The sequence below is a fragment of the Kosakonia sp. CFBP8986 genome (assembly GCF_034044935.1).
Lineage (GTDB): Bacteria > Pseudomonadota > Gammaproteobacteria > Enterobacterales > Enterobacteriaceae > Kosakonia > Kosakonia cowanii.
On record NZ_JAXCXB010000005.1, the window covers coordinates 154,347 to 179,009 of the forward strand.

A 24,663-nucleotide genomic window follows, 5' to 3' on the forward strand; every position below is an offset into this window, starting at 1 on the left:
AGTGCCGGGTTGTGGGTTAAGGCAGCAGCGCTTTTAGCGCCGCGCGCGCCTCAGGGCTGACATCGAGCGGGTGGCGGTAGCCGATATTCTCAATCGCCCGGTTGTAGAGCGCGACCAGCCAGTCGTAGACGTAGCGGGTTGCGGCGTGTACCGGCTGATCGCCGAGACGCGTTAACCGCTCGCCGCCCACGTCAATCACCGCGGTAGCAAAAATGGTGCTGCCTTTCTGCACGCGGCTGGCCGGGCGGCTCTCCGGCGGGAGATCGGCATAGCCGAGCCAGGCGACAAAGTTGCCGATGGCGGCATGAAGCTGCGCTGCGCAGGCGGTATCGCGCTGCATAATCTTCTGCAGAGTTTCCGGCAGACGCAGGCGGTAGCTGCTGATAATCACAATCTCGGCCATCTGGCGCAGCGTCGCCGGGCTGACGCCGAGGCGCACAGCATTGTCATCATTGCGGCTCCACTGGCGCACGTGGTTGACCCACAACGCATGCGCCTGCTGACCGACATCTTTCGCCATTGCCTGCGGCTCGGCGCTCTCAGCCGATTCAGCAAACAGATCGATCGACTCGTTAAACAGGCCGCTCACTTTCTCTTCACGCGGCTGCTGTACCTTCCAGAGCGTATCGAACTGCTGCATATCCGGCATCAATCCTTCCAGCAGTTCACCGTGGCGTGAAGCCTGAACCTGCAGTTCGCGCACCACGGACTCCGCCCGTTTACGCTGCTCATCCGCATCCTGTTCCGGGCTGACGACCCATGCCTGCAACAGATCGCGCAGGGCGCGCTGCTGGCGGTCGCTCAGCGCTTTCAGCCGCTGCTGGCGCAGGGCGGGCGCGGTGGCTTGCGCCAGCCACTCAAGCAGACGCTGCAAACTACTGGCATCCAGCGCCTGCAATGTACCCCAGTGCTGGCCCGGTTTGCCAATCAGCTGCTGGACGGTTTCATCCAGATTTTGCGCCAGCGTAAAACGCGCATCCTGCGGCGTGATCGCCCAGACCAGCCCCGGTAGCGCCGACTCCTGGCCCGACTGCGTCTCTTTCACCCAGTTCAGCAGCGCGCGTGCGGTGGTGGCGGTTTCCGCGCGATCGAGCGTGGCGTTGCAGATCATCAACACATCCGGTTGCAGGCGCTGGCGGTAGTTCTCCAGCAGCCAGCGGCATTTACTGCGCCACAGCGGCTGGCCTTCACGCGGGCCGGGGGCGGGAATATCCAGAATATCGACGCCCGGTAACAGGCTGTTTTCTACCGGCAGCACCAGCTCGCGGGTGATCAGCGCCAGCGTTGCCAGCGGAATGCTGACCGCATTTTGTAACTGCTCATTGGCCCACGGGTGCACCACTACTTCATCCTGGATCGCCTCCTCCTGCTCAACCGCCGGGGTTAAAAAACCGTCGGTCGGCAGCGCGAAGGTATCCACCAAGATGCTCAGCGGTGCTGCGATCTCGGTGGCATTGCCGGTCTGGTGCAGGGTGTGCGCAAGGGCAAACCACTGCTGGGTTAACTCTTGCTGTTCGCCCCACAGTAGCGACCAGGCGCTGGCGCGTGCGCTCAGATCAAGGGAGGGCAGCAGGGCGGCGAACTGATACCAGAGCGCATCATCCATCTGCTGCTGCGCGGCGGGTACCACCGAGCGCCAGAAGCGGGCAATAGCACCAATCTCTTCGGCAGTGATCCCCGGCACAGCGTTAGGCTGGCGCAGCGCGCGCCATTTCGCGACCCGATCTTCAATTACCGCTTTATCAACCGCGCGCAGGTCCGGCTGCTGATGCGCATGGGCGATAAACAGCTGGACCAGCTCCGCTTCGCTAAGAATGCGCAGGCAGAGCGGGAAACCCTCATCCATAAACGGTAGACGCTGGCTAAAACGCAGCGCCATGCTGGTGAGGGCGTGACCGGGGTTAATGTGGCTGAAGTAATCCAGCGTCTTTTCGCCGGGGCGCACATGCATGCGGCCATTGCCGCTGCCGCACAGGGCGGCGAGCAGATGCGCTTTTGCCGCCTGCGAGCGACCATACAGCCCGACGGTGCAGGGAGCGTCAGCCACCTCCGCCAGCGCCTGTTCATCAGCCGCGGCAGCGGTAACGCGCGCCAGCAGGGCATCGGCGTCATCATCGAGCAGCGGTGAGTGCTGACGGTTGTTAGTGATCCATGCAGTTAAGGCTTGGGTGGTTTTTACGCTCGCACTCATTTCAGGTACACACTCCCGCTGTCGATCCAGTAATGGCTTCCGCTGTGTCGGCGGTCGGCCAGCGTATTCAATTTAAACGTTAACGCATCGGCAGGAACCGGGGTGCCATCCTGCAACCAGGCTTCACTCAGGGTAAACGCCTCCGGGCCGTGGTGTTTATTGCCGCCACTAAACTGTAGCCGCACATTCAACACCCCGTCACCGGCGATGGTTTTCGCCAGCTCCTGCGAGTTAATACTCAGCGTGTAGAGCGGCGTGGCTGGCCAGCGGGCATTTGCCAGCTGACGGAAACCGAGCGTCACATTGCCGCGCAGCGGGAAGTGCAGCCGCGCATCCAGCTTGGCACCGGGTTTATCCAGATCGATATCGTGATACCAGATGTTCTCATCGCGCAGGGTATTAACCACGTTATCCAATACGCCGAGGTAGCGCACCGTCGAGTAGGCGCCAATATCCGCTGCTTTAAAGTTAAAGCGCGGCAGGCGCAGATCGAGCGCCAGGCTGCACAGCATCGCGCCAACGGCGGCGGTCGATTTCGGGTTACCGATTTTGCCCTGCTGGCTGAAGGGGTACCACTCATGTACGCGGTACTTATCCAGCCACACCATGCGGTTGACCGGCACCGGTTGCAGGTGGCGAATCAGCGCCTGCACGCCCGGCAGACAGCCCGGACGACCGGTAATCAGCAGTACGTCGCAGCTGTAGTGGCTGATCGCTTCACACACCGCGTGCAGCGGGGCGGTGAGGGTAAACTGCCCGGCAAGCATCGCCTCCTGCAAATCGCGGAAGGTAATTTGCAGCGGTACCGACAGCACATCAAACTCCGCCGAACCGGCAGGCAGGGCGTGATCGATCGCCTGCTTCAGGTAGTTCATCACGTTGCGCGTCGGCGTCTGCTTCAGCAGTTCGCCAAAGGTCGCATAAAGGCCAGCCAACGGATCGTTAATGTCGCTCTCTTCCCAGGCCGCCAGAATTGCATGGCCAACCGGCATAAAGAGTTGCAGGGTGGTTTGCTGGCGCAGCACAGCCTGGGTGTCGATACGCCCGGAGTCGCCAAATAGCGTCGCCATGATCGCCGCCGCGTCGGTAATGCCCGCTTTCTGCATATGTGTTTGCAGCGCAGGCAGCACGCAGCGCTGGATCACATCTAACAGAATGTCATCGCCCGCCACTTTAAACCCTTCACGGAAGAGCAGTTGTGGGGTGATTTTGACATTACTGCCGGTGCCATCATCCAGCTGATAATGGGTGATCGCCATATCGGTGGTGCCGCCGCCGATATCGACGGAGGCCACGCGCAGCGAGCGCCCCGGCACCGCGCCCGGCGCTTCGGTGCGATCCGGGCGGGCGAGGGAGGCAAAAAAGGTTTCGGTCTGCCCGGCAAAGCGGGAGATCGCTTCGTTATAGAGCCATACCAGCTGGCCGCAGCTTGCTTCGTCCCACTCCATCTGGATATAGGGCACCGGCACCACGCTCTTTTCCTGCTGCTTACGCTGGGCAAAATCCTCATCCTGCGGATGCCAGCCCATCGCTTTCCACACCAGGGCAATTGCTTCAAACATGCGGCGGCGGAAGATCTCGCGCTCCTGCTTCGGCATCGCCGACGGCAGGGTGAGAATAATGGTGCGCAGCTGGCGCGGCGAGGCCGGGAAGCCAAGGCGCAGGCGGGTCGCGACGCTGTTGATCTGCCCAAGCGCCTGCGAAAGCAGTTCACACAGCATATGGGTCATCAGCGTGCTGCGGCTATACTGCGGCGAGAAGACTGGCAGTCGCTCATCCAGCGGCAGGCTGTAGAGCGGCTGGCCTTCGTCATTCATCAGGTTCATCAGCGGGAAGGCGGTCGCCAGCGGTTCACGCTGGGTTTTGCTGTTCATCTGGCTGAAACGCCAGTCCTGCAACACCGGGGTTTCATCCCACAGATAGCGACGTGGGCTGGAGATACCGCTGTTGCCTTCGGTACCGATACGCTGCATCGCCAGCTTGCGTGCTTCATCGCCGACGCGGACGATCGACGGCCAGATAAAGGCATCTTCACGCCCGCTCTCGACAGAAAAGTGCTGCTTGCCGAAGCGCGCTTCAGAAAACTCAAGCCGGCTGGTAAACAGCGGCTCGTTAAGAAATTGTGGCTCGCTGAGCGAGCGCACCTGCAACTCAGCGGTCTGGCGCAGGCCATCGTTGGCGTCGCCATGATCTTCAATAATCACGCCGCAGGTGTGCGTATTGCCGACATCAAGGATCAGATCGACCGGAATAGCCGGGGTGCTGAGCGTATGGGTGACGATTTTCACTTCCGGCACCTGAATCTGCATGCCGAGCAGCGACATCACGTTCAGCCAGTGCGCCTGGTACTCAAAACCGCGCAGGGCTTGGTGAATTTCGCGCTCGCTGCGGCTTTCATGCTGGGTAATAAAGTGCAAAAACGCTTCGCGCAGCCAGCCATCAACCCACGTCTGGTCGAGAAAATCGGCCACTTCATCATCGCGCCAGGCGAGCGAAAAGCGGGTGCCGTTGAGAATGTCATTCTCCTGCGGCGCAAGGGCGGCAGGCGAGTTGCCGTTGATCTGGCTGTCGAGGGCCAGCGCTACGCGGTGCGTGTTTCCGGCGCTGTCCGGCTCGGGAAGTTTGCGGATCTGCACGCGCGCCCAGTTATCCGGGCCTTCAACGAAGGTGCGCGGCGGGTTAAAGCGCAGAAACGGGATCGGCAACCAGACGCCATCGAGGATCGACAGGGAGTATTGCAGCGGGTGAGTGCTCTCGGGTTTGACCACTTCCGGTTGACCGCCGTCGCGGTTGGGCAGAGTATAACGCTCATTCACCACGTCGAAATCGAGGCGCAGCAGCGGCCCGTTCGCGGTTTTACGCACAAAACGGCCGCTGTTCGCCGAGTCCTGCGGCGTCAGACCGAAATCGAGAAACTGCACGCCGCTATTGGCGATCAGCGTGACGCTCTGTTTGTAGTCGCAAAGATTAACCAACATAAATCAATCACCTGTGTTTCTGAACGTCACCGGAACGGTGGTTTTTGCGTCAAAACGCGCGCCGCACTCTGCCACGTCGTTGGTGCCTGCTTTACAGGAAATATCCGGCATTGGGTAGCGCGTCCCGTCGCTGCAACGCGCATTACCGCGGCTCTTGATCAATAACTCGCCCGTTTGATGCAGGCCGGAGAAGAGATCGGCGCGACAGGTGACGTTCTTGCCCATCACAATGCGCGCGCTGCCTTTATTATTCTGAATCTGATAACGCACGTTCGGCGCTTTGCCGGTGACCGGATCTTTAATATCCATCGCCAGTCGCCAGGTGCCGTTGAGGAATTTAGTCGAGCCCATTTTGACCTGCTGGGCATCCATCACCATTGCCCCTTTCGGGATTGGCATAATCACCACCGGCTCGTTTTCCGCCGGTTTCTCTGCCGGGGCTTTCTCTTCAGCCGGTAATACCGCGGCCTGGTGCAGCGGCAGATTGGCTGACAGGGCCGGGATCGGTTCCGCCTCAATCGGCTTCGGTGCAATGGCGACCGGTTTTGCCAGCTCAGCAACCGGCGCGGAAGCGGTTTCTACTTTCTGCTGCTGTTGTTTGAGCACAACCGGCACGGCAACGGCGGCGGCAACAGCGGCGGCTAACGGCAGCAGCCACAGCGCGGTGCGGCGACGTTTTTTCGTTTTCGGTGCGGGCGCGGCGGCGACGGGCTCTTTCGCCGGAGCAGGCTCCTGATCGGCATCCTGCACCGCCTGATAGATCGGCGCGACATTCATCGGCTGCGGTTTAACCGGCGGCGGGGTAGTTAAGAGCGGGGCATCGGCCTGGCTGAAGCTCGCTTCCGCTGCAGGTTCACTCTGCGCCTCTTTTTCCGGCTCTGGCTCAGGTTGCGGCTCGGGCTCCGGTTCCGGCTCGATCACAATCTCCGGCACTTCCGGCTCAGGCTCGTAGAGACACTCAAGCACATTTTCGCGCGCGCTTTCATTAAGGTTAACGAAGCCCCAGAAGGTGATGACCGGTTTGCCATCAACGAGGAAAACATGATTTTCGCCGGGGAATTGCAGCGCTTTTTCCAGCAGCGAACCGAAGAGTTGCTGTGCGGTTTTTGGCGACTGCATACATTTACGGCTCAGGGCGGCCGCGCTATCAAGCGTGCTTTCGAGGAAGCGCAATGCGCGGGCGCGGGCCTCCGGCTCAGCCGCTTTCCACGAGCGGGATTGACCGTCGATGGGCGAGTACCAGTCGACACGATCGCCTTCATCATTAACCTGCGGTATTGCCAGGCAATCCACTAACGCCTGCTGTTTACGCAGACGCAGCGCTTCCCGAATTTGTAGTGCCGAATCGAATACGGCCTGACCGCCGCCGCCAACGGCCTGGAAATCATCCAGATCGCCGCTGCGCAAGAGTGTTTTTGCCACGTTTTCATCCCATAGACTTCTTCACGCGTCTACTATACGCGTTCCCGCCGCCAGTAAAAGGCAGAGGAAAGCGCAAAACCATTGAATTCTCGACGCATTGAGCGCATCGAGACCTTATGACGGTCAAAATACGCCCTACAGTAAATTTTCTTATTAAGCATGGTGGATATTTCAGCAAAAACAACCGCTTTAGCATAACTTGATAGAGATTGGTTATTTGCCAGTTCGCCCGGCCTGTGCTGAGATTAGAACTCCATATAAAAAAAGAAGGCTCCTGCACATGACCACAGGGAAAACACTGCTCGCGCTGGCGTTGAGCACACTCTTACCGGCAAGCGCCGCATTTGCGGCTTCCAACGACACACTGATCTACTGCTCCGAAGCCTCCCCGGAGTCTTTCAACCCGCAGATTGCCAGCTCCGGCCCGTCGTTTGTCGCCAGCTCGCAGGTGCTCTATAACCGCCTTGTCACCTTCGATCCGGTGAAAAATACCCCGGTGCCGTCGCTGGCGACGGAGTGGAAAGTCTCCGACGATGGCAAAACCTGGACCTTTACGCTGCGCCAGGGCGTTAAATTCAACAGCAACAAATATTTCAAACCGACGCGCGACTTTAATGCCGATGACGTGATCTTCTCCGTCATGCGGCAGATGGATGCCAAACATCCGTACCACAACGTCTCAAAAGGCAACTACGAATACTTCACCGATGTCGGGCTGGATAAGCTGATTAAAGAGGTGAAGAAGGTCGATGATTACCACGTTCAGTTTGTGCTCAATGAACCGAACGCCGCCTTCCTTGCCGACTGGGGCATGGATTTTGCCTCGATTCTTTCGGCCGAGTATGCCGACGCGATGCTGAAAAAAGGCACGCCGGAGAATGTTGATAACTGGCCAATCGGAACCGGCCCCTACGCGTTGCAGCAGTACAAAACCGATGCGCTGATCCGCTATATCGCTAACCCGAACTACTGGGATGGCCCGGTGCCGACTAAGCACCTGATCTTCTCCATCACCCCGGATGTGCAGACGCGTCTGGCGAAACTGCAAACCAATGAGTGCCAGATTATTCCCGCCCCGGCACCGGTGCAGTTTGAGCAGATCAAAAAGAATAAAGAGTTAACTCTGCATACGGTTGAAGCGCTGAACGTCGGCTATCTGGCGTTTAACACCGAGAAAAAACCGTTTGATAACGTGCTGGTGCGCCAGGCTCTGAACTACGCCACCGATAAAAAAGCGATTGTGAATGCGGTGTTCCTGGGCTCCGCCAGCGTGGCGAAATCGCCGCTGCCGCCAAATATGCTCGGCTACAACAAAGATCTGCCGGAGTACAGCTACGATCCGGAGAAAGCGAAAGCGCTGCTGAAACAGGCGGGGCTGGAGAAAGGCTTTGAAGCGACGCTCTGGTCAATGCCGGTGCAGCGCCCCTATAACCCGAACTCGCGCCGTATCGCCGAGATGATCCAGAGCGACTGGGCGAAAGTGGGCGTGAAAGCGAAGATTGTCTCCTACGAGTGGGGCGAGTACCTTTCCGGCATGCGCAAAGGCGAGCACGACACCGCGCTGTTTGGCTGGATGTCCGATAACGGCGATCCGGATAACTTCGCCGATACGCTGCTCGGCTGCGACAGCGTGAAGACCGGCGCCAACGCCGCGCGCTGGTGTGAGAAGCCTTACGACGAGCTGGTGAAAAAAGCGAAGCTGGTGAGCGATCCGGCCGAGCGTGCGAAACTCTACGGCCAGGCGCAGGATATTTTCTATAAGCAGGCACCGTGGATCCCGCTGGCAAACGGCAAAACCTTCTACGCGACGCGCAGCAACGTCACCGGCTACAGCGTCAGCCTGATGGGCAGTGATTTTTCCAAAGCGAAGCTGAATTAAGGAGAGGGTATGTCACATCTTGATGAGGTTACCGCCCGCGTCGACGCCGCCATTGCCGACGGGGCAATTATCGGCATGAACGAACTGCTGGTTATCCTGAGCGATGATGGCGAACTGAGCCGCGAAGCGCGTTACGAGCAGCAGCAGCGCCTGCGTAACGCCATCGCCCATCATGGACGCCAGCATAAAGAGGATGCGGAAGCGCGACGCGAGCAGCTCACCAAAGGTGGCGAGATTCTCTGATAGTGCACTGACAAAACGGGCCAAATGGCCCGTTTTTTTTATTCCTCAAAACTGTCGCCGGGCGACCAGCCAGGCCCCGATCACCAGTAACACCGCGCCGCATACCGGGCCAATCAGCGCCCGCAGCGCCACGCCTTCGCTCTTCACCACATCCATCACCAGTCCGCCAATAAGCTGGCTGGCGATCAGCACGGCGATAGTGGTTGCCGCACCGACATTTTGATAGCCGCTGATGCTGGCGAAAACAAAAAAGGAGCCGAGCAGGCCGGGGATCAGCGTCCACCATTTGACGCTGCCAACCAGCTCCTGAAAGCCGCCGACGCCCTGTTTGATCAAAAGAATAGAGACAAACAGCACAATGCCGACCAGCGAGTTGAGCAGCATGGCGATCAGAATGGTAGAGGAGGCCTGGGTAATGCGCACCATCAGCGTATTCTGGATAACCAGCCCGATACCGGCGGCAACCAGAAAAGCGAGGGTCAGGGACTGGTTCATGCCGGCGCGTCCGGATCGGTACGGTTATCGAGCTGAAGCTGCATAAAGGTGAGATCCAGCCAGCGGCCAAACTTGGTGCCGACCTGTGGCATCTGCCCGGTAATGGTAAAGCCGAGCTTCTGGTGCAGATGAATCGACCCCTGATTTTGCGCTTCGATACCGGCGACCATCACATGTTTGCCGATGCGCTTCGCTTCCTCAATCAGCCGCACCATCAGCGCCAGGCCAAGGCCTTTGCCCTGCTGTTCCGGATGGACATAGACCGAGTGTTCAACCGTGTGGCGAAAGCCGTCGAACGCGCGCCAGTCGCCGAAAGAGGCGTAGCCCGTGACAACGCCATTCTCTTCGCTCACAATCACCGGATAGCCGAGCAGGGCGCGCGCCTCAAACCACGCAATGCGGTTTTCGGCATCCACCGTTTGATCATTCCAGATCGCCGCCGTGTTAATCACGGCGTGGTTATAAATAGCGGCAATCGCCGCGCAATCCTCTTTCACGGCATAACGAATCGACATGGTTGAACCCCTGATCTGTACACTATAGTATGACGTTATGAATACTATCTCAGACAATATAAATCAACGGATCAGTGCGCGAATTCGCCTTGAGCGCGAGTCGCGCGGCTGGTCGCTGACGGAACTCGCCGAACGCGCGGGCGTGTCGCGGGCGATGATCCACAAAATCGAGCGGGCAGAGAGCAGCCCAACGGCAACGCTGCTGGCGCGCATCTGCGGCGCCTTTGCCATCAGCATGTCGACGTTGATTGCCCGCGCCGAGATGCAAGAGGGCAAACTGCTGCGCTTCGCCAGCCAGCCGGTGTGGCGCGATCCGCAAACCCACTATCTGCGCCGCCATGTTTCGCCGCGCAGCGACCTGCCAATCGATCTGGTGCAGATTGAGTTGCCGCCCGGCAGCGATATCCCGATGCCTGCCTCCTCTTATGCGCTGGCGCGCCAGCTTATCTGGTTACAGGAAGGCAGCCTGGTGTTTCTCGAAGGCGAAACGCGGCATGAGATGCAGCCTGGGGATTGTCTGGAATTGGGCCCGCCGAACGACTGCCGTTTTATCAACGAAACCCTTGCGCCGTGCCGCTATCTGGTGGTGCGCCTCAATCATGCCGCCACGTAATGCCAACGCGCGGGCGGCGTTAACCGTCTACTATCATTAGTCAGTCCACACTGCACAGGAGAGCAAAATGAACCAACATTCACACCGCAACCGCCGCTGGGTACTGGCTTCGCGTCCGCATGGCGCGCCAACCACAGAGAATTTCCGGCTGGAGGAGGATGAGGTCGCCTCACCGGGCGAAGGCCAGGTGCTGTTGCGCACGATCTATCTCTCCCTCGACCCCTATATGCGCGGACGCATGAGCGACGCGCCATCCTACTCGCCGCCGGTAAAAATCGGTGAAGTGATGTGCGGCGGTACCGTCAGCCGCGTCGTTAAATCGCAGCACCCTGACTTCGCCGAGGGCGACTGGGTTCTCGCCGGCAGCGGCTGGCAGGATTACGACATCGCCAGCGGCGATGATCTGGTGAAACTCGATAGCAACATTCCGCACCCCTCCTGGGCGTTGGGGATTCTTGGCATGCCGGGCTTTACCGCCTATATGGGCTTGCTGGATATCGGCCAGCCGAAAGAGGGCGAAACACTGGTCGTCGCCGCAGCAACCGGGCCGGTTGGCGCAACGGTTGGTCAGATTGGCAAAATCAAAGGCTGTCACGTGGTAGGTGTTGCGGGCGGCAGCGAGAAGTGTCGTCATGCCGTGGAGGTGCTCGGTTTTGATGAGTGTATCGATCACCATGCCGACGATTTTAGCGAGCGTCTGGCGAAGGCCTGCCCGCAGGGCATCGATATTTACTATGAGAACGTCGGCGGCAAAGTATTCGATGCCGTCCTGCCGTTATTAAATACCTCAGCGCGCATTCCGCTCTGTGGTCTGGTGAGCGGTTATAACGCCACCGACCTTCCGGAAGGCCCGGATCGCGTTCCATTATTAATGGCGACGATTCTGAAGAAGCGTATTCGATTGCAGGGGTTTATTATCATGCAGGATTATGGTCACCGGCTGCATGAATTCCAGCAGGAGATGGCAAGCTGGCTGAAACAGGATCGCATTCATTACCGCGAGCAGGTAACGGAGGGTCTTGAGCAGGCGCCAGAGGCGTTTATCGGCTTACTGGAAGGGAAAAACTTCGGCAAAGTTGTAGTAAAAGTAGCCTCAGAAAACTAAATAAAAAAATGGCGGTAAAAACCGCCATTTTAAATTGGGCATTTCTGTGAAAAACAGCTTTAATTATACATGCATAAGGAATTGTTGACCTTGTGGAGGCAGTTCCTGGTGGTCGTGCATAATAAATAACTTTTTGTTCTAACTTTACGCAATCATCCAATACCAGGCATGCACTTATAAAATATATCTTTAGGCATAACCATATGGACACGCTACCAGGCTGAGAAAATAAAGAATTTATACAGGATGCAAACATGCTTGATTTGGAGAAAGCGCAGCGAACGAGTCTCACCATGCAGGTCGAGGCAAGTTTAAAGAGTGCGCTTATTGTCGGAGCCCTGAGACCCGGCGCCCGGCTTATCACGAAGGAAATCGCCGATCAGCTGGGTACGAGCATTACACCGGTTCGTGAAGCGTTACTGCGATTGGTTTCCGCAGGCGCGCTGCACGCCACACCGGCGCAGGCTTTTCTCGTGCCGGAGGTCAGTGCGGAACGCTATAACGAAATCAATCAGATTCGTAAAAACCTCGAAGGCATGGCCGCGCGAGCCGCCAGCCAGAACATGACCAGCGATAAGCTGCGTGAGCTGCGCACGCTGGCGATTAATGTTGATGAAGCGATGAAAAGCGGCAACACCGAGCAGGCGTTACAGGCCAATCGCGCGTTTCGTTTTAGCGTCTATGCCCACGCCGGCATGCCGACGCTCACCGCTTTAATTGAGCAGCTATGGGTGCGAATTGGCCCTTGCTATAACTACTTATATCCATCATCTGAACATCTGATGCGCGTGCAGCATTATCATGACCTGCTCTGTGCATTAGAAGAGGGTGATGCTTTTGCCAGTGAGCGCGCCGTCTGGCGAGCAATTGACGAAGGCTCAACTATCGTGCACAGACAGTTTGAACGCTAAGTGATAATTCACTGACTCGATAATTCATGAAAAATATTGATGCACCCCGGTAATAATTTGCGAATGGGGCGCATCAATATCACACTTTTAATCTATAACCTCCCCGCAACCTGAATCTGCTTATTTTCCTGCCGATAACTTGTCGCGTGCGCAGTCGGGCACTCACTATGGACGTTAGACAAGGGGAAAAAATGTCAATTAGCCAACGGGTAAGCAATATAAAAATTAGTCGAAAGCTGTCGGTCGGATTTGGTGTGGTTCTTTTTCTGGTCGCTTTTGCCACCATTCTCAGCGTGCTGCGTTTTAAAGAAATTCGCGACGTCTATGTAAAAACAAATTTGATGTACAACATCAATATTGAAGTATTCCAGGCAAAAATTAACCGCCTTAAATATTTTTATGGCGATGATAAATCAGGCCAGGTGATGGCGAACTATGTTCGTCACGCCTCCGAACTGACCGCCAGCGCCGACGCGCTCAGCTGGTCAAGCAACGAACGTAAAATCATTGATGATGTCGCCCGCAATTTAGCGACCTTTCAGGCCAGCATTGGCGAGATGCAAAAAGCGACCGGCGATCTGCGCGCCCTGCGTGAAAGCCTCGATAAACTGAGCACGGAAGATCTTTCCGCTCGCTATACCACGCTGGTACGTACCCCGGTGGCCGACCCGGCGGTGATGGCACAAATCTATGAGCAGCTCTTTGCCATCAGCGGCGTGCGCGATGCAGCGCTGGTCGTACGTTATAGCCCTGATGCAGCCACGCGCGATCGCCTTGAGCAGCAGTTCGCCGCTACCGCAAGCCACGTGCAGGCGCTGAACAGCCAGTTGCCGGGCGAACTTCAAGCCCCGTTACAGGCCATCTGGGAGAACACCGTTAGCTATCGCACCCAGGCGCTGAACTACTTTACCGCCTGGCAGGCGCTGAAAGTGGCGGAAGATAAAGTCAAAGTGGGCGGCGACGCCAGCAGCGCCTCACTGCGCGACATTATCGCGCTGGTGAAAGCGCATAACGAAGAGCTGGCCTACACCTCCAGTACAATTGCCGCCATTACCGGCGCGATTGCCATTCTGCTCGGCATGCTGGTCTCCTGGTGGGTGATTCGTCAGATCACCCGGCCAGTGCACCGCAACCTGGCGCTGGCGGAACGCATTGCCAGCGGCGATCTGAGCGCGCGCATCCGCGCGCAAAGCCGCGACGAACTGGGGCAGTTAACCGGCGCGATGGGGCGGATGAATGACCGGCTGCGCGATATGATCCATGAAGTACGCAACAGCGTTACGCAGCTTTCCCGCGCGGCAACCGAGATTGCCGATGGCAACACAGATCTCTCCTCCCGCACCGAACAGCAGGCCGCCGCGGTAGTGCAAACCGCCGCCAGCATGGAGCAGTTAACCGCGACGGTGAAAAACAACGCCGATAACGCGCGCAACGCCAGCAGCCTGGCTGCGCAGGCGTCGAAGACCGCCAGCGAAGGCGGCACGGTGATGCGCCAGGTGGTGGATACCATGGGCGATATCAATACCAGTTCTAACAAAATTGCTGACATTACCGCGGTGATTAATAGCATTGCCTTTCAGACCAATATTCTGGCGCTGAACGCGGCGGTGGAAGCGGCAAGGGCGGGAGAGCAGGGGCGCGGCTTTGCGGTGGTTGCCGGTGAAGTCCGCAGCCTGTCGCAGCGCAGTTCGCAGGCGGCAAAAGATATTGAACAACTGATCAACGAATCGGTTTCGCGCATTAATATCGGCAGCAAACTGGTGGTTAAAGCGGGCGAGACGATGGATCAGGTGGTGCAGTCCGTCACGCGCGTCAACGATATTATGGGCGAGATCTCCTCCGCTTCCGAAGAGCAGAGCCGCGGCATTGAGCAGATTGCCCGCGCGGTCGGCGAGCTTGACAGCACCACCCAGCAGAACGCCTCGCTGGTAAGCGAATCCTCCTCCGCCGCGGGTTCGCTGGAGGAGCAGGCGCGCCTGCTGGAAGCGCTGGTTGCCGCCTTCCGTCTCGCCAGTGATGAGGTAAAACCGGCGAAGGTTCAGGGCGGTAAAAGCACGCTGGTGCCGCCGAAACCGCGTGAAGCGGCGCTCGCCGAAGAGGGCTGGACCACCTTTTAATGGCCTGAAGAGATAAAAAAGCCCGGCGCATGATGGCCGGGCTTTTTGTTGCCTGCGGTGTGGCTTAATTAAACTGGTAAGCCACCGATAAGCCAACGCCGTAGTTACGGCCCGGAGCCGGTTCGTAGTATCGGTTATTGGATTCGTTGACGATCACCGACCCGACATAGTTACGGTCGAAGAGGTTATCGACGCGGCCAAAGAGATCCATCATCCAGTTGCCGTAGTTGAACTTATACCCGGTATTCAGCCCGGCGACGGTGTAAGAGGGCGCTTTGGCGCTGTTCTCATCATTGGCCATGATATTGCTCATATAACGCACGTCCGCGCCGGCATACCAGCCTTCCTCCGGCATCCAGCCGAGTGAAGCAAAGCCCATATTGCGCGCGATGCCCGGAATGCGGTTGCCTTCGCAGGTGGCGTCACCACACACTTCGCTGCGGTAGGTTGCGTCCAGCCAGGTCCATGCCGCTTTTGCGCGCCAGTTGCCGGCGAACTGCTGATCGACAGAGAGTTCGACACCCTGGCGACGCGTTTTCCCGGCGTTTTTATAGCTGGTGCGTCCGCCGCTGCTGCTGTCGGCAACAATTTCATTATCCGTATCGGTGCGGAACAGCGCCGCGGTCAGCAGACCGTTACCGATGCGGGTTTTGCTGCCGATCTCCAGCGTGTCGTTGGTGGCTGGTTTCAGCGCGAAGTTCAGCCCGCTCTGATCGCCGGAGCGGTAAGAGAGTTCGTTGATGGTCGGCGTTTCGAAACCGCGTCCGGCGGCGGTGTAGATATTCCACGCCGGGGTGACAGCATATTTCAGCGAGGCGGCCGGAAGCCACTTGTGGTAACTCGCATCACCGCTGTCATCGCCATTCTGCGCGGTCACATAGTGGTCGTTGGAGTCAAACCAGACCGAGCTATAGCGCACGCCCGCATCCAGCGACAGTTTCTCGGTAAGCTGCCAGGCGGTTTGCAGATAGGGATCGACGTTCCACATCAGGTTGCGCTCGTTACGGCGCAGGTTGCCTTTCTGCCCATACTCCGGCGTGGTGCCATTCATGATGAAGTTTTCATAGCCTTTACGCTCTTCACTCATGTTTTCGTAGTTCAGCCCGGCGGTGAAGGTCATCGGCACACCCAGTTCGCCTTTGTGCGTCCAGCGCGTATCAATGCCCTGGTAGTGGCGGCTCAGGTTGATCACCCCGCCAGCATGGGTCGGTTTGAGCTGCGGCGCGCGGGGAATCGACTGATACTGCGTGGTTTCACGCTCACCGGCATACATCATCACGCTCAGATCGTCACGCTCGGTCAGTTGACGCTCATAGCGCAGGCCCGCCTGGGTCTGCTTGATGGTTTTGCGCGTGTGAAACGCATCGGCGCGCGGCGACTGGCGCGGATTGGCCCGCCACTCTTCTCGGCTCAGCCCGCCCGCATCGTCCGCTTTAATATCAACACTGTTAAAGATGAGGTTCAGCTTGCTGGCGTCATCGATGCGTACGCCCAGCTTGGCGTTAGCCAGATTTTTACGCGCACCGCTGCGGTCGCGATAGCCGTGGGTAACAAAACGGGTGGTCGAGGCGGTGTAATCCACATCTCCCGCGTGGGTGCCATCGCCCATTGCGCCGGTGGCTTTCATACCATAGCGCCAGCTGCCAAAGCTGCCGTAATAGCTGCTCGCTTCCACGGTGGCCGGTTCGCGCCCGGTCTGCGTCGTCACGTTCATCACGCCGCCGGAGGCATTACCGTAGAGGGCAGAGAAGGGGCCGCGCAGCACATCAATATGCTCGACGCTGTTGAGATCGATATTCGAGGTCTGCCCCTGGCCATCCGGCATGGTGGCGGGAATACCATCGACATAGAGGCGAATGCCGCGCACGCCATAGGTGGAACGCGAGCCAAACCCGCGAATGGAGAGTTGCAGATCCTGGGCGTAGTTCTGTCGGTTCTGCACCTGCAACCCCGGCACGCTGCCCATTGATTCAGAGAGATTCACGCGCGGCGCGGCCTGGCGAATATCATCGCCCTGAACCACGCTGACTGCCGCGGGGCTATCAAGCTCCGAGACCGCCTGCGGCGCAGCGCTGACGATCATGGTTTGTTCACCAGAGGCCGCCCAGGCGGAGGTAGAGAGCGCAACAGGCAGCAGCAAAACGGGCAGCGTGACCTTTGTAACTGAAATGATTTTCATGACGGAACCGAGTTGAAAGAGGAGCAAAAAAAGAAAAATGCGGCAACATGTTAATGGATATGTAAATTATTTGAAAATGTTGAACGCACGTTAGGTTAAGAATGAGTCTATATGGCGGCAGGAAATTTGCCGTAATCAACGATTAAGACTCCACTTTACGAACATAAATGATTACTATTCTCACCTACAACAATAAGCGAAACCGCAGTTTCGTGCACTGGATGCTTGTGAATACGTAATCATAATTTCAACAAAGGGAGTCGTTATGTCTTTAGCTCATTTTTCTCCGTCACGCCTGCACCGCGCGCTGTTCCTCGGTTCATTGCTGCTGGCAGGCTCATTCAGCGCCCACGCAGCCGAAGAGATGCTGCGCAAAGCGGTCGGTAAGGGCGCGTATGAGATGGCCGTCAGCCAACAGGAGAACGCCTTATGGGTTGCCACCTCGCAAAGCCGCAAAACCGATAAAGGCGGCGTGATCTACCGCCTCGACCCGGCCAACCTGGATATCACCCAGGCCATTCACAGCGATGTGAAACCCTTTGGCGCGGCAATCAACCAGCAGACGCAGACGCTCTGGTTCGGCAATACCCTGAATGGTTCAGTCACCGCCGTCGATGCAAAAACCGGTGATATCAAAGGCCGCGTAGTGCTTGATGGGCGTAAACGTTCCGACACCGTGCGTCCGCTTAGCCCACGAGAACTGGTGGTAGATGACACCACCAATACGCTTTACGTTACCGGCGTGGGTAAAGAGAGCGCCATCTGGGTGGTTGACGGCGCAGCGATGACGCTGAAAAGCACAATTGCGAATACCGGCACATACAACACCGGGCTGGCGCTTGATGCCGCCGCGAAACGTCTTTACAGCACCAACGGGGATGGCGAACTGCTGACCATTGATACCGCGACTAACAAGATTATCGACCGCAAGAAGTTGCAGGATGACAGGAAAGAGCACTTCTACCTTAACCTGAGTCTTGATACCGCCGGTCACCGCGCCTTTATCACCGACTCGAAAGCGGCGGAAGTGCTGGTTGTCGATACCCGCTCCGGCAAGGTACTGCAACGCGTCGCCGCCCCGGAATCGCTGGCGGTGCTGTTTAATCCGGCGCGGAACGAAGTCTATGTCACGCACCGTGAGGCGGGTAAAGTGAGCGTTATCGACGCGAAGAGCTACAAGGTCGTGAAGAGCTTCGACACGCCGACGCACCCGAACAGCCTGGCGCTGTCGCCGGACGGCAAAACGCTCTACGTCAGCGTAAAACAGGCATCGAGCCGTGAAAAAGAGGCTACGCAGCCGGACGATATCATTCGTATTGCGCTGTAACAGCCACAGGCAACAAGCTCCCTGCGGGGAGCTTTTTTTTTCATCGATCCTCAACCGTTTCTACGCCAATAAAATGGCTGACCCGGCTCTGCGGGCCGATGTCGTGAAGCATTAGGGAGACGGGATCGGTAATCGGCGGCACGTTTTTCTCATCCAGCAGCAGCGGATTTGCCGGGCAGATTGAGCCGCAGCAGTAGGCGGCCACACCGGCGAAAGTCGATGCCATCGCGCGGTGCACATGCCCGCAGCAGATCGCCAGCGGCGGGTGCGGCAGGCGGTTAATCAGCGCCGCCAGCGCCTCTCCACCTTCGCACATTGCCGTATCCAGCGGCGCAATGCCGCTCGGGAAGAGGTGCTGATGCAAAAACAGCACTGCCGGTTGCGCCTGCTCGCGCAAAGCCTGCTCCAGCCACGGCAGATGGGGCGTAATATCGCCGCCGCTCTTTCCGGCAACCGTCACATCGACGCCAATCAGCGAAACCCCCTCAACCGTTTCATTGAAATGCAGCGGTTCATCGGCTGAATATCCCGCCAGTTGCGGCATCGTCGCGCACATCACCGCTTTATCATCGGCATTACCCGCCAGCAGCAGGGTGCGGCAGGGCAAACGGCTGAGCTGTGCGGCGATGTCGCGATACCCCTCAGCCCAGCCATCGTCCGCCAGATCGCCACTCACCACCACGATATCGGGCGGGAAGGCGTGCAGCCATGCAATAGCGGCACGCAGCCGGGCGAGGTTGTCGTTATCAGCTGCGGCGTGAATATCGCTAAGTTGAGCAATGCGCATCGTGTCCCCGGATGAAATGAGTTTTCACTCAGCAGTATGGCAGCGCTGCGCCATCAGGCATAATCCGGCAGATATAATATTCACCGCTTAACAAGGACTATCCCTATGCATCTGCCTGCTAAATCATTTCTCGCGCTGCTGCTGCTCGGCGCCTCTGCCGCCAACGCCGCCACCATCGATGCGGCAACCCTCACCGCCATTGCCCGTTTGCAGGAGGAGAAGCTGCACGCGCGCATCGGTATCGCGGTGATCGATACCGCATCGGGAAAGAGCGTCAGCTACCGCGGTGATGAACGTTTTCCGCTGAACAGCACCCATAAAGCGCTGCTCTGCGGCGCGCTGCTCAGCAAGGTCGACCGGGGCGAGTTCGCCCTCAGCGACACCACGCAGTTCAGCAAAGAGACACTGGTGGACTATTCGCCGGTAACCAGCAAATTTGTCGCGCCAAAAAGCATGAGCTGGCAGCAGGTGTGCAGCGCGGCGATTAGCTACAGCGATAATACCGCCGCTAATCTGGCAGCGCAGAAACTGGGCGGCCCGCAGAAGGTCACCGCCTTCTTTGCCGGTTTAGGTGACAACGTCACGCGACTGGATCGGAAAGAGCCGGAGCTGAACAGCGCCGTGCCCGGCGATTTGCAGGACACCACCACGCCGCTCGCCGTCAGCCGCACGCTGGAGAAACTAACGCTCGGCGACGCGCTCAAACCCGAAAGCCGTGCGCAGCTGGTGCAGTGGATGAAGGATGACAAGGTTGCCGATGCGCTGCTGCGCGCGTCGCTGCCGTCGGGCTGGAAAATCGGTGATAAGACCGGCGCCAGTGCCCACGGTTCGCGCTCAATCATCAGCGTCGTGTGGCCGAAAAAAGGGCAGCCAATAATTGTCTCTGTCTATATTACGCAAACAGAAGCGACGCTGGCACAAAGCAACGATGCCATTGCGCGCATCGGTAAAAGCATATTTGAGGCAACGCGCTAAATAGACGGGCAGAGATAAAACCGGCTTAAGTTAAATCTTATCTCTGCCTCGACAAGATGAACGACGGCCCGTTCCCGGAACAAAACGAACCCATCAAATTGCCGATTGGCACCAACCCGCTGCGCCCGCAAGTGGTTTCCAGCCCGCTGGCAAGGATCTTTGCCAGTGACCGAAACAACATGGGCAACGCGGAAACATTTCCCTATGTCGCCACCACTTACTCGATTACCGAGCTGTTCCGCCACTGGACAATGATGCTCGCCTTTTCTCGTGGCGCTCTCGGGCATCGCGCTCTTTTCCCCGTCGCGCTGGTGCCTGCTGCTTCACGCTACCGCAGCGATTATTCTGCTGCTCGCCATCCTCGTGCATATCTACATGGCCTTCTGGGTGAAAGGCTCGATCACCGGGATGATTGAGGGGGAATCAGCCGCCGCTGGGCTAAAAAGCACCATCCGCGCTGGTACCGTGAGGTCGAAGCGCAGGAGGACAAGCAGAGACAATAACCGCCATCGCCCGGTATACAGCGCTGTACCGGGCGACGTACACCGCCGACCTGCGCCCATCGGGTTGCCAATTATCGTCTATGATTGTTCATCGTGGCATCGTGGAGAGGTAATTGCATGGCGACCAAAACGTTTTCAAAAACATGGGGTGCAGAGCGACTGGCCGACGGCGCGGTTCGCTTCCGTTTATGGGCCACCGGTCAGCAGAGCGTAACGCTACGTCTTGACGGGCAAGAGAAGCCGATGACGCGCAGCGAAGAGGGATGGTTTGAAACCACCGTCTCGAGCGTGAATGCAGGCGCGCAGTATCAATTTGTCCTCGCCGACGGTATGGCGATCCCCGATCCCGCCTCGCGCGGCCAGCTGGCAGAGGTTAACGGCCCGTCGCTGGTTGTCGATCCTGAAAGCTATCAGTGGCAACACGCTGACTGGCAGGGCCGCCCGTGGGAAGAGGCGGTGGTTTACGAATTACATATCGGCACCTTTACGCCGCAGGGTACCTTTCAGGCGGCGATCGAAAAATTACCCTATCTCGCTGAGCTTGGCGTCACCATGGTTGAGGTGATGCCGGTCTCGCAATTTGGCGGCACCCGCGGCTGGGGCTATGATGGCGTGCTGCTCTATGCGCCGCACTCTGCGTACGGCACGCCGGATGATTTCAAAGCTTTTGTTGACGCTGCCCACGGCTACGGCCTGTCGGTGGTGCTCGATATCGTGCTTAACCACTTTGGGCCGGAGGGCAACTACCTGCCGCTGCTGTCGCCCGATTTCTTCCACAAAGAACGCCAGACGCCGTGGGGCGCGGGCATTGCTTATGATGTCGACGCCGCGCGCGCCTATATTAGCGAAGCGCCGCTCTACTGGCTGCATGAGTACAACCTCGACGGCCTGCGTTTCGACGCTATCGACCAGATTGAGGACACCAACGAGCCGCATATCCTGGTCGAGATCGCCAAACGCATTCGCCAGGAGATCACCGACCGCCCCATCCATCTCACCACCGAAGACAGCCGCAATATCGTCTCGCTGCATCCGCGCGATGAATCCGGCACCGCCACGCTCTTTACCGGCGAGTGGAACGATGATTTCCACAACGCGGTACACGTCTTCGCCACTGGCGAGACGCACGCCTATTACGAAGATTTTGCCGACAGCCCGGAAAAATGGGTAGCGCGCGTGCTGGCTGAAGGCTTTGCCTACCAGGGCGAAGTGTCGCAGCACGCGGGCGAACCGCGCGGCGTCGACAGCACCCAGCAGCCGCCGGTGGCGTTTGTCGACTTTATCCAGAACCATGACCAGGTAGGCAACCGCGCGCAGGGCGATCGCCTGATCTCATTAGCCGGAGCCGATCGCACCCGCGTGATGCTGGCGACCCTGCTGCTGTCACCGCATATTCCGCTGCTGTTTATGGGCGAAGAGTATGGCGAAACCAACCCGTTCCTCTTCTTTACCGATTTCCACGGCGACCTGGCAAAAGCGGTGCGCGAAGGGCGCACGCGCGAATTTGAAGGCCACGCCGGGCATGAAGGGGAAGATGTGCCCGATCCGAACGATCCGGAAACCTTTACCCGCTCGCAGCTCGACTGGACGCGTCCTCACAGCGTGGAAGGGCAGCGCTGGCTGGCGTTCAGCCGTGAACTGCTCGCACTGCGCCAGCAGCACATTGTGCCGCTGCTACGCGGCGCAACCCGCCAGCAGGGAAAGATTATTGCCACCGCGCCCGGTTTTATCGCCGTGCGCTGGGCGCTGCCGCAGGGCACGCTCTCCATGGCGCTGAATATCGGTACGGCCAGCCAGCCGTTACCGGAACTGCCGGGCGAAACGCTTTTTGCCTGGCCTGAGGCGGGTGCCGAACTGGCGCAGAATGCCATTATTGTTCGTTTATCGCAGGGAGAAGCCGAGTGAGCACGCCAACCGCAACCTACCGCCTGCAGTTTCGTAACGGCATGACCTTTGAGCGCGCCGTAGCGCTGGTGCCCTATATCAAAAAGCTGGGCATCAGCCACCTTTATGCTTCACCGATTTTTACTGCTACCTCCGGCTCCACGCACGGGTATGACGTCACCGACGCTAACGAGATCGATCCGACTCTTGGCGGTCGGGAAGGGTTCGACAAGCTGGCGCAGGCGCTGAAAGCCGCCGGGCTGGGGCTGATCATTGATATCGTGCCAAACCATATGGCCGCCTCGCTGGAGAACGCCTGGTGGCGCGATGTGATCGCTAAAGGCGAAAAGAGCCCATGGGCGCGCCATTTTGATATCGACTGGTCGCGCCGCCTGACGCTGCCGTTCCTCGGCGAGGATTTTGAGGCCGTGGTGGAGAAGGGCGAGCTGAAAGTGGAAGCCGACCCGCAAACCGGTAAACCGGCATTTGTCTATTACGAAAGCGTTTACCCGCTGGTGGAAGCGAGCTGGCAGGGGCGCGAGCAGGAAATTCTTGGCCTGACCGATGCGGCGAAAATTGCCGAATTGCACGAGCAGCAGCCCTGGCGGCTGATGAGTTGGCGCGATGCAGCAAGCGATCTCTCCTATCGCCGCTTCTTTGAAATCACCGGTCTCGTCGGCATGCGGGTGGAAGATGATCAGGTGTTTGATGACACCCATAAACTGATCCTCGAACTGGTGCACAGCGGCGCGGTGGATGGCCTGCGCGTCGATCACGTCGACGGCCTTGCCGACCCGCGCGGTTACCTGATGCGCCTGCGGCAGAAAGCGGGCGATGACTGCCATATCACCGTTGAGAAGATCCTCGGTAAAGGTGAGCATCTGCCCGACGACTGGCCGGTTTCCGGCACCACCGGGTATGAGTTTATCGCTGCGCTCTCCGATGTGCTGGTTGATGATGAGAATCTCGACGGCCTGCGCGAGGCTTACGATCAGGTGGTCGGCAAACCGGTCGACATGAAAGCGGAGCTGCGCTCGGCGAAGCTATTGATGGTTGATCGTAACTTCGCCGGTGAGTTCAGCGTGCTGCTGCGACTCGCCGGTGACATCGCCGGGCATGAAGCTTCTGCACCCGCTGAAGAGGCGCTGCGCCAGGCCTTGCGCGAGCTGCTGATCGCTTTCCCGGTCTATCGCACCTACGGCACAGCGCAGGGTCTGCCGCCTGCCGATCTGGCGCTGCTGCAAAAAGTGGTCTCCAAGGTGAAGGCCAGCAGCTTTGCTCCGCAGCCAACCGCTCTCGACTTTATCACCCGCATTCTGACCGGCGATCTGCCTGACAGCGCGCGTGAAGAGGCTGCCCGTTTCCGCACCCGCTTCCAGCAACTGACCGGGCCGCTGATGGCCAAATCGGTGGAAGACACGCTCTTCTTCCGCCAGAACATGGATCTCGCCCTTAACGAAGTGGGGGCCGAGCCGTTACGCCGTAACTTTTCTCTTGCCCGTTTCCACCAGGAGATGCAGACACGGCTTGAGAAACAGCCAGATGCGCTCTCCGGCACCTCAACCCACGACACCAAGCGCGGCGAAGATGCCCGCGCCAGGCTCTATACCCTGACGGAAGCGCCCGCACGCTGGGCCGAGTGCGTTACCCGCTGGCGTGAAATGAATAAAGATAAAGTGAGCATGCTGGAGGATGGCCCCGCGCCGCGTCCGGCGGTGGCGTGGATGATCTACCAGGCGCTGGCAGGCGTCTGGCCGGTGACGTTGCAGCCGGACGATGCCGAAGGGCTGAAAGCGCTGGAGGGGCGTTTTGTTGAGTTTGTCGAGAAGGCGCTGCGCGAAGCGAAGCAGCGTACCGACTGGGTCGACAGCAACGATGCCTATGAAAGCGCGGTGCTGGACTACGTTCGCCACCTGCTTTCGCCGGATAATCAGCCATTTTTACAGGATTTCACCACATCTTTACTGCCATTTATCCGCGCCGGGCTGGTGAATAGCCTGACCCAGACGCTGATCAAGCTGGCCGCGCCGGGCGTACCGGATATCTACCAGGGCAGCGAAGCGCTCAATTTCAGCCTCGTTGACCCCGACAACCGCCTTGAGCCGGACTACCCGGAACTGGAGCGCCTGCTTGATGCCCAGGAGCATGCCGACCCGCGTTTGCAGGAGGGGTGGTCGAGCGGTCAACTGAAGCAATCCTTTATCGCGCGCCTGCTGCACCTGCGTCAGGAGAAACCGGCGCTGTTCCGCCACGGCGACTATCTGCCGCTGAACGCCGACGGCGAGCAGGCGGATAATGTCATCGCCTTCGCGCGAGTTGACGAGGACGACGCGCTGATTGTGCTGGCACCGCGCCTGCTGTTTGGCGCGCTGGATGGCAGCCTGAACGGAGCGGTGATCCCGTTACCGGAGCGGCTGGCGCATCGCCATTACCGGGATATGCTTAGCGGAGAGGATGTGTTGCTCAACGATCGCGTCAATTTGCGGTCGATTGGCGGTTTTACGTTTGCAGTACTGGTCAGCGCATAAAACGACTTTAT

The 24,663-nt window shown here is 58.5% G+C and carries 17 protein-coding genes and 2 pseudogenes; 12 read left to right on the forward strand and 7 right to left on the reverse strand.

What is annotated here, in order from left to right; all coding sequences use genetic code 11:
• Positions 1-16: 16 nt before the first annotated feature.
• From SOM48_RS13025 to SOM48_RS13035, 3 genes are read right to left on the reverse strand one after another with little or no spacing between them, the layout of a single operon-like run.
• The gene (locus tag SOM48_RS13025; RefSeq protein WP_320512081.1) at positions 17-2,191 is read right to left on the reverse strand and encodes a virulence factor SrfC family protein; all 2,175 of its coding nucleotides are present in this window, start codon (positions 2,189-2,191) and stop codon (positions 17-19) included.
• Positions 2,188-5,169 (reverse strand): virulence factor SrfB, encoded by a 2,982-nt coding sequence (locus SOM48_RS13030; RefSeq protein ID WP_076769863.1) that lies wholly within the window; start codon positions 5,167-5,169, stop codon positions 2,188-2,190. Before SOM48_RS13030 ends, SOM48_RS13025 begins: the two co-directional genes overlap by 4 nt.
• A 3-nt stretch (positions 5,170-5,172) precedes the next feature.
• Positions 5,173-6,591 carry an SrfA family protein gene (locus SOM48_RS13035; protein ID WP_320512082.1) on the reverse strand — a complete coding sequence of 473 codons (1,419 nt, stop codon included), beginning with the start codon at positions 6,589-6,591 and terminating at the stop codon, positions 5,173-5,175.
• Between the two features lie 280 nt (positions 6,592-6,871).
• Between SOM48_RS13035 and SOM48_RS13040 the strand changes: the two genes are divergently transcribed.
• Together SOM48_RS13040 and SOM48_RS13045 are read left to right on the forward strand one after the other, a co-directional pair.
• Positions 6,872-8,470 (forward strand): ABC transporter substrate-binding protein, encoded by a 1,599-nt coding sequence (locus SOM48_RS13040; protein ID WP_320512084.1) that lies wholly within the window; start codon positions 6,872-6,874, stop codon positions 8,468-8,470.
• Between the two features lie 9 nt (positions 8,471-8,479).
• On the forward strand, positions 8,480-8,713 hold the full coding sequence (locus SOM48_RS13045; RefSeq protein ID WP_023478778.1) for a YdcY family protein: 234 nt from the start codon (positions 8,480-8,482) through the stop codon (positions 8,711-8,713).
• A 45-nt stretch (positions 8,714-8,758) separates the two neighbouring features.
• On the opposite strand, the gene SOM48_RS13050 is transcribed toward SOM48_RS13045, so the two are convergent.
• Positions 8,759-9,208, reverse strand: coding sequence for a DMT family transporter (locus SOM48_RS13050; RefSeq protein ID WP_139964739.1), 450 nt, complete (start codon positions 9,206-9,208; stop codon positions 8,759-8,761).
• Positions 9,205-9,723 carry a GNAT family N-acetyltransferase gene (locus tag SOM48_RS13055; RefSeq protein WP_320512085.1) on the reverse strand — a complete coding sequence of 173 codons (519 nt, stop codon included), beginning with the start codon at positions 9,721-9,723 and terminating at the stop codon, positions 9,205-9,207. The genes SOM48_RS13050 and SOM48_RS13055 overlap by 4 nt, the downstream gene beginning before the upstream one ends.
• Positions 9,724-9,760: 37 nt before the next feature.
• Here SOM48_RS13055 and SOM48_RS13060 point away from each other — a divergent pair, with 37 nt between their 5' ends.
• From SOM48_RS13060 to SOM48_RS13075, 4 genes are all read left to right on the forward strand, one after another.
• Complete coding sequence (locus SOM48_RS13060; RefSeq protein ID WP_023478637.1) at positions 9,761-10,336, forward strand: helix-turn-helix domain-containing protein; 576 nt, start codon at positions 9,761-9,763, stop codon at positions 10,334-10,336.
• A gap of 67 nt (positions 10,337-10,403) precedes the next feature.
• Positions 10,404-11,441 carry an NADP-dependent oxidoreductase gene (locus SOM48_RS13065; protein WP_320512086.1) on the forward strand — a complete coding sequence of 346 codons (1,038 nt, stop codon included), beginning with the start codon at positions 10,404-10,406 and terminating at the stop codon, positions 11,439-11,441.
• A gap of 254 nt (positions 11,442-11,695) precedes the next feature.
• On the forward strand, positions 11,696-12,352 hold the full coding sequence (locus SOM48_RS13070; RefSeq protein ID WP_054803605.1) for a GntR family transcriptional regulator: 657 nt from the start codon (positions 11,696-11,698) through the stop codon (positions 12,350-12,352).
• Between the two features lie 191 nt (positions 12,353-12,543).
• The gene (locus SOM48_RS13075) at positions 12,544-14,469 is read left to right on the forward strand and encodes a methyl-accepting chemotaxis protein (RefSeq protein ID WP_320512087.1); all 1,926 of its coding nucleotides are present in this window, start codon (positions 12,544-12,546) and stop codon (positions 14,467-14,469) included.
• 64 nt (positions 14,470-14,533) lie between these two features.
• Here the strand turns inward: SOM48_RS13075 and pqqU are convergent, their stop codons facing one another.
• A complete protein-coding gene (gene pqqU / locus SOM48_RS13080) occupies positions 14,534-16,648 on the reverse strand; it encodes a TonB-dependent receptor PqqU (protein ID WP_312198946.1) in 2,115 nt (704 codons plus the stop codon).
• Positions 16,649-16,913: 265 nt separating this feature from the next.
• Here pqqU and yncE point away from each other — a divergent pair, with 265 nt between their 5' ends.
• A complete protein-coding gene (gene yncE, locus SOM48_RS13085) occupies positions 16,914-17,975 on the forward strand; it encodes a 7-bladed beta-propeller protein YncE (protein ID WP_320512088.1) in 1,062 nt (353 codons plus the stop codon).
• Between the two features lie 40 nt (positions 17,976-18,015).
• Here yncE and SOM48_RS13090 read toward each other — a convergent pair whose 3' ends face one another.
• Entirely contained in the window at positions 18,016-18,762 is a 747-nt protein-coding gene (locus SOM48_RS13090; protein ID WP_320512089.1) for a metallophosphoesterase, read from the reverse strand.
• Between the two features lie 105 nt (positions 18,763-18,867).
• On the opposite strand from SOM48_RS13090, the gene bla reads away from it, so the two are divergent.
• The 5 genes and pseudogenes from bla (at position 18,868) to treY (ending at position 24,652) form a co-directional block, all read left to right on the forward strand.
• Positions 18,868-19,737, forward strand: coding sequence for a class A beta-lactamase (gene bla, locus SOM48_RS13095; RefSeq protein WP_320512091.1), 870 nt, complete (start codon positions 18,868-18,870; stop codon positions 19,735-19,737).
• A 47-nt stretch (positions 19,738-19,784) separates the two neighbouring features.
• Positions 19,785-19,988, forward strand: a pseudogene (locus SOM48_RS13100) (hypothetical protein); the annotation flags it as partial.
• Between the two features lie 55 nt (positions 19,989-20,043).
• Positions 20,044-20,240, forward strand: a pseudogene (locus tag SOM48_RS13105) (formate dehydrogenase cytochrome b556 subunit); the annotation flags it as partial.
• Positions 20,241-20,357: 117 nt separating this feature from the next.
• On the forward strand, positions 20,358-22,145 hold the full coding sequence (gene treZ, locus SOM48_RS13110) for a malto-oligosyltrehalose trehalohydrolase (RefSeq protein WP_320512093.1): 1,788 nt from the start codon (positions 20,358-20,360) through the stop codon (positions 22,143-22,145).
• Positions 22,142-24,652, forward strand: coding sequence for a malto-oligosyltrehalose synthase (gene treY, locus SOM48_RS13115; protein ID WP_320512094.1), 2,511 nt, complete (start codon positions 22,142-22,144; stop codon positions 24,650-24,652). Before treZ ends, treY begins: the two co-directional genes overlap by 4 nt.
• Positions 24,653-24,663: the final 11 nt, after the last annotated feature.

Coding starts and splice junctions, on each gene's coding strand:
- SOM48_RS13025 (WP_320512081.1), bottom strand. CDS start 2,191: ATGAGTGCGAGCGTAAAAACCACCCAAGCCTTAACTGCATGGATCACT.
- SOM48_RS13030 (WP_076769863.1), bottom strand. CDS start 5,169: ATGTTGGTTAATCTTTGCGACTACAAACAGAGCGTCACGCTGATCGCC.
- SOM48_RS13040 (WP_320512084.1), top strand. CDS start 6,872: ATGACCACAGGGAAAACACTGCTCGCGCTGGCGTTGAGCACACTCTTA.
- SOM48_RS13045 (WP_023478778.1), top strand. CDS start 8,480: ATGTCACATCTTGATGAGGTTACCGCCCGCGTCGACGCCGCCATTGCC.
- SOM48_RS13050 (WP_139964739.1), bottom strand. CDS start 9,208: ATGAACCAGTCCCTGACCCTCGCTTTTCTGGTTGCCGCCGGTATCGGG.
- SOM48_RS13055 (WP_320512085.1), bottom strand. CDS start 9,723: ATGTCGATTCGTTATGCCGTGAAAGAGGATTGCGCGGCGATTGCCGCT.
- SOM48_RS13060 (WP_023478637.1), top strand. CDS start 9,761: ATGAATACTATCTCAGACAATATAAATCAACGGATCAGTGCGCGAATT.
- SOM48_RS13065 (WP_320512086.1), top strand. CDS start 10,404: ATGAACCAACATTCACACCGCAACCGCCGCTGGGTACTGGCTTCGCGT.
- SOM48_RS13070 (WP_054803605.1), top strand. CDS start 11,696: ATGCTTGATTTGGAGAAAGCGCAGCGAACGAGTCTCACCATGCAGGTC.
- SOM48_RS13075 (WP_320512087.1), top strand. CDS start 12,544: ATGTCAATTAGCCAACGGGTAAGCAATATAAAAATTAGTCGAAAGCTG.
- pqqU (WP_312198946.1), bottom strand. CDS start 16,648: ATGAAAATCATTTCAGTTACAAAGGTCACGCTGCCCGTTTTGCTGCTG.
- yncE (WP_320512088.1), top strand. CDS start 16,914: ATGTCTTTAGCTCATTTTTCTCCGTCACGCCTGCACCGCGCGCTGTTC.
- SOM48_RS13090 (WP_320512089.1), bottom strand. CDS start 18,762: ATGCGCATTGCTCAACTTAGCGATATTCACGCCGCAGCTGATAACGAC.
- bla (WP_320512091.1), top strand. CDS start 18,868: ATGCATCTGCCTGCTAAATCATTTCTCGCGCTGCTGCTGCTCGGCGCC.
- treZ (WP_320512093.1), top strand. CDS start 20,358: ATGGCGACCAAAACGTTTTCAAAAACATGGGGTGCAGAGCGACTGGCC.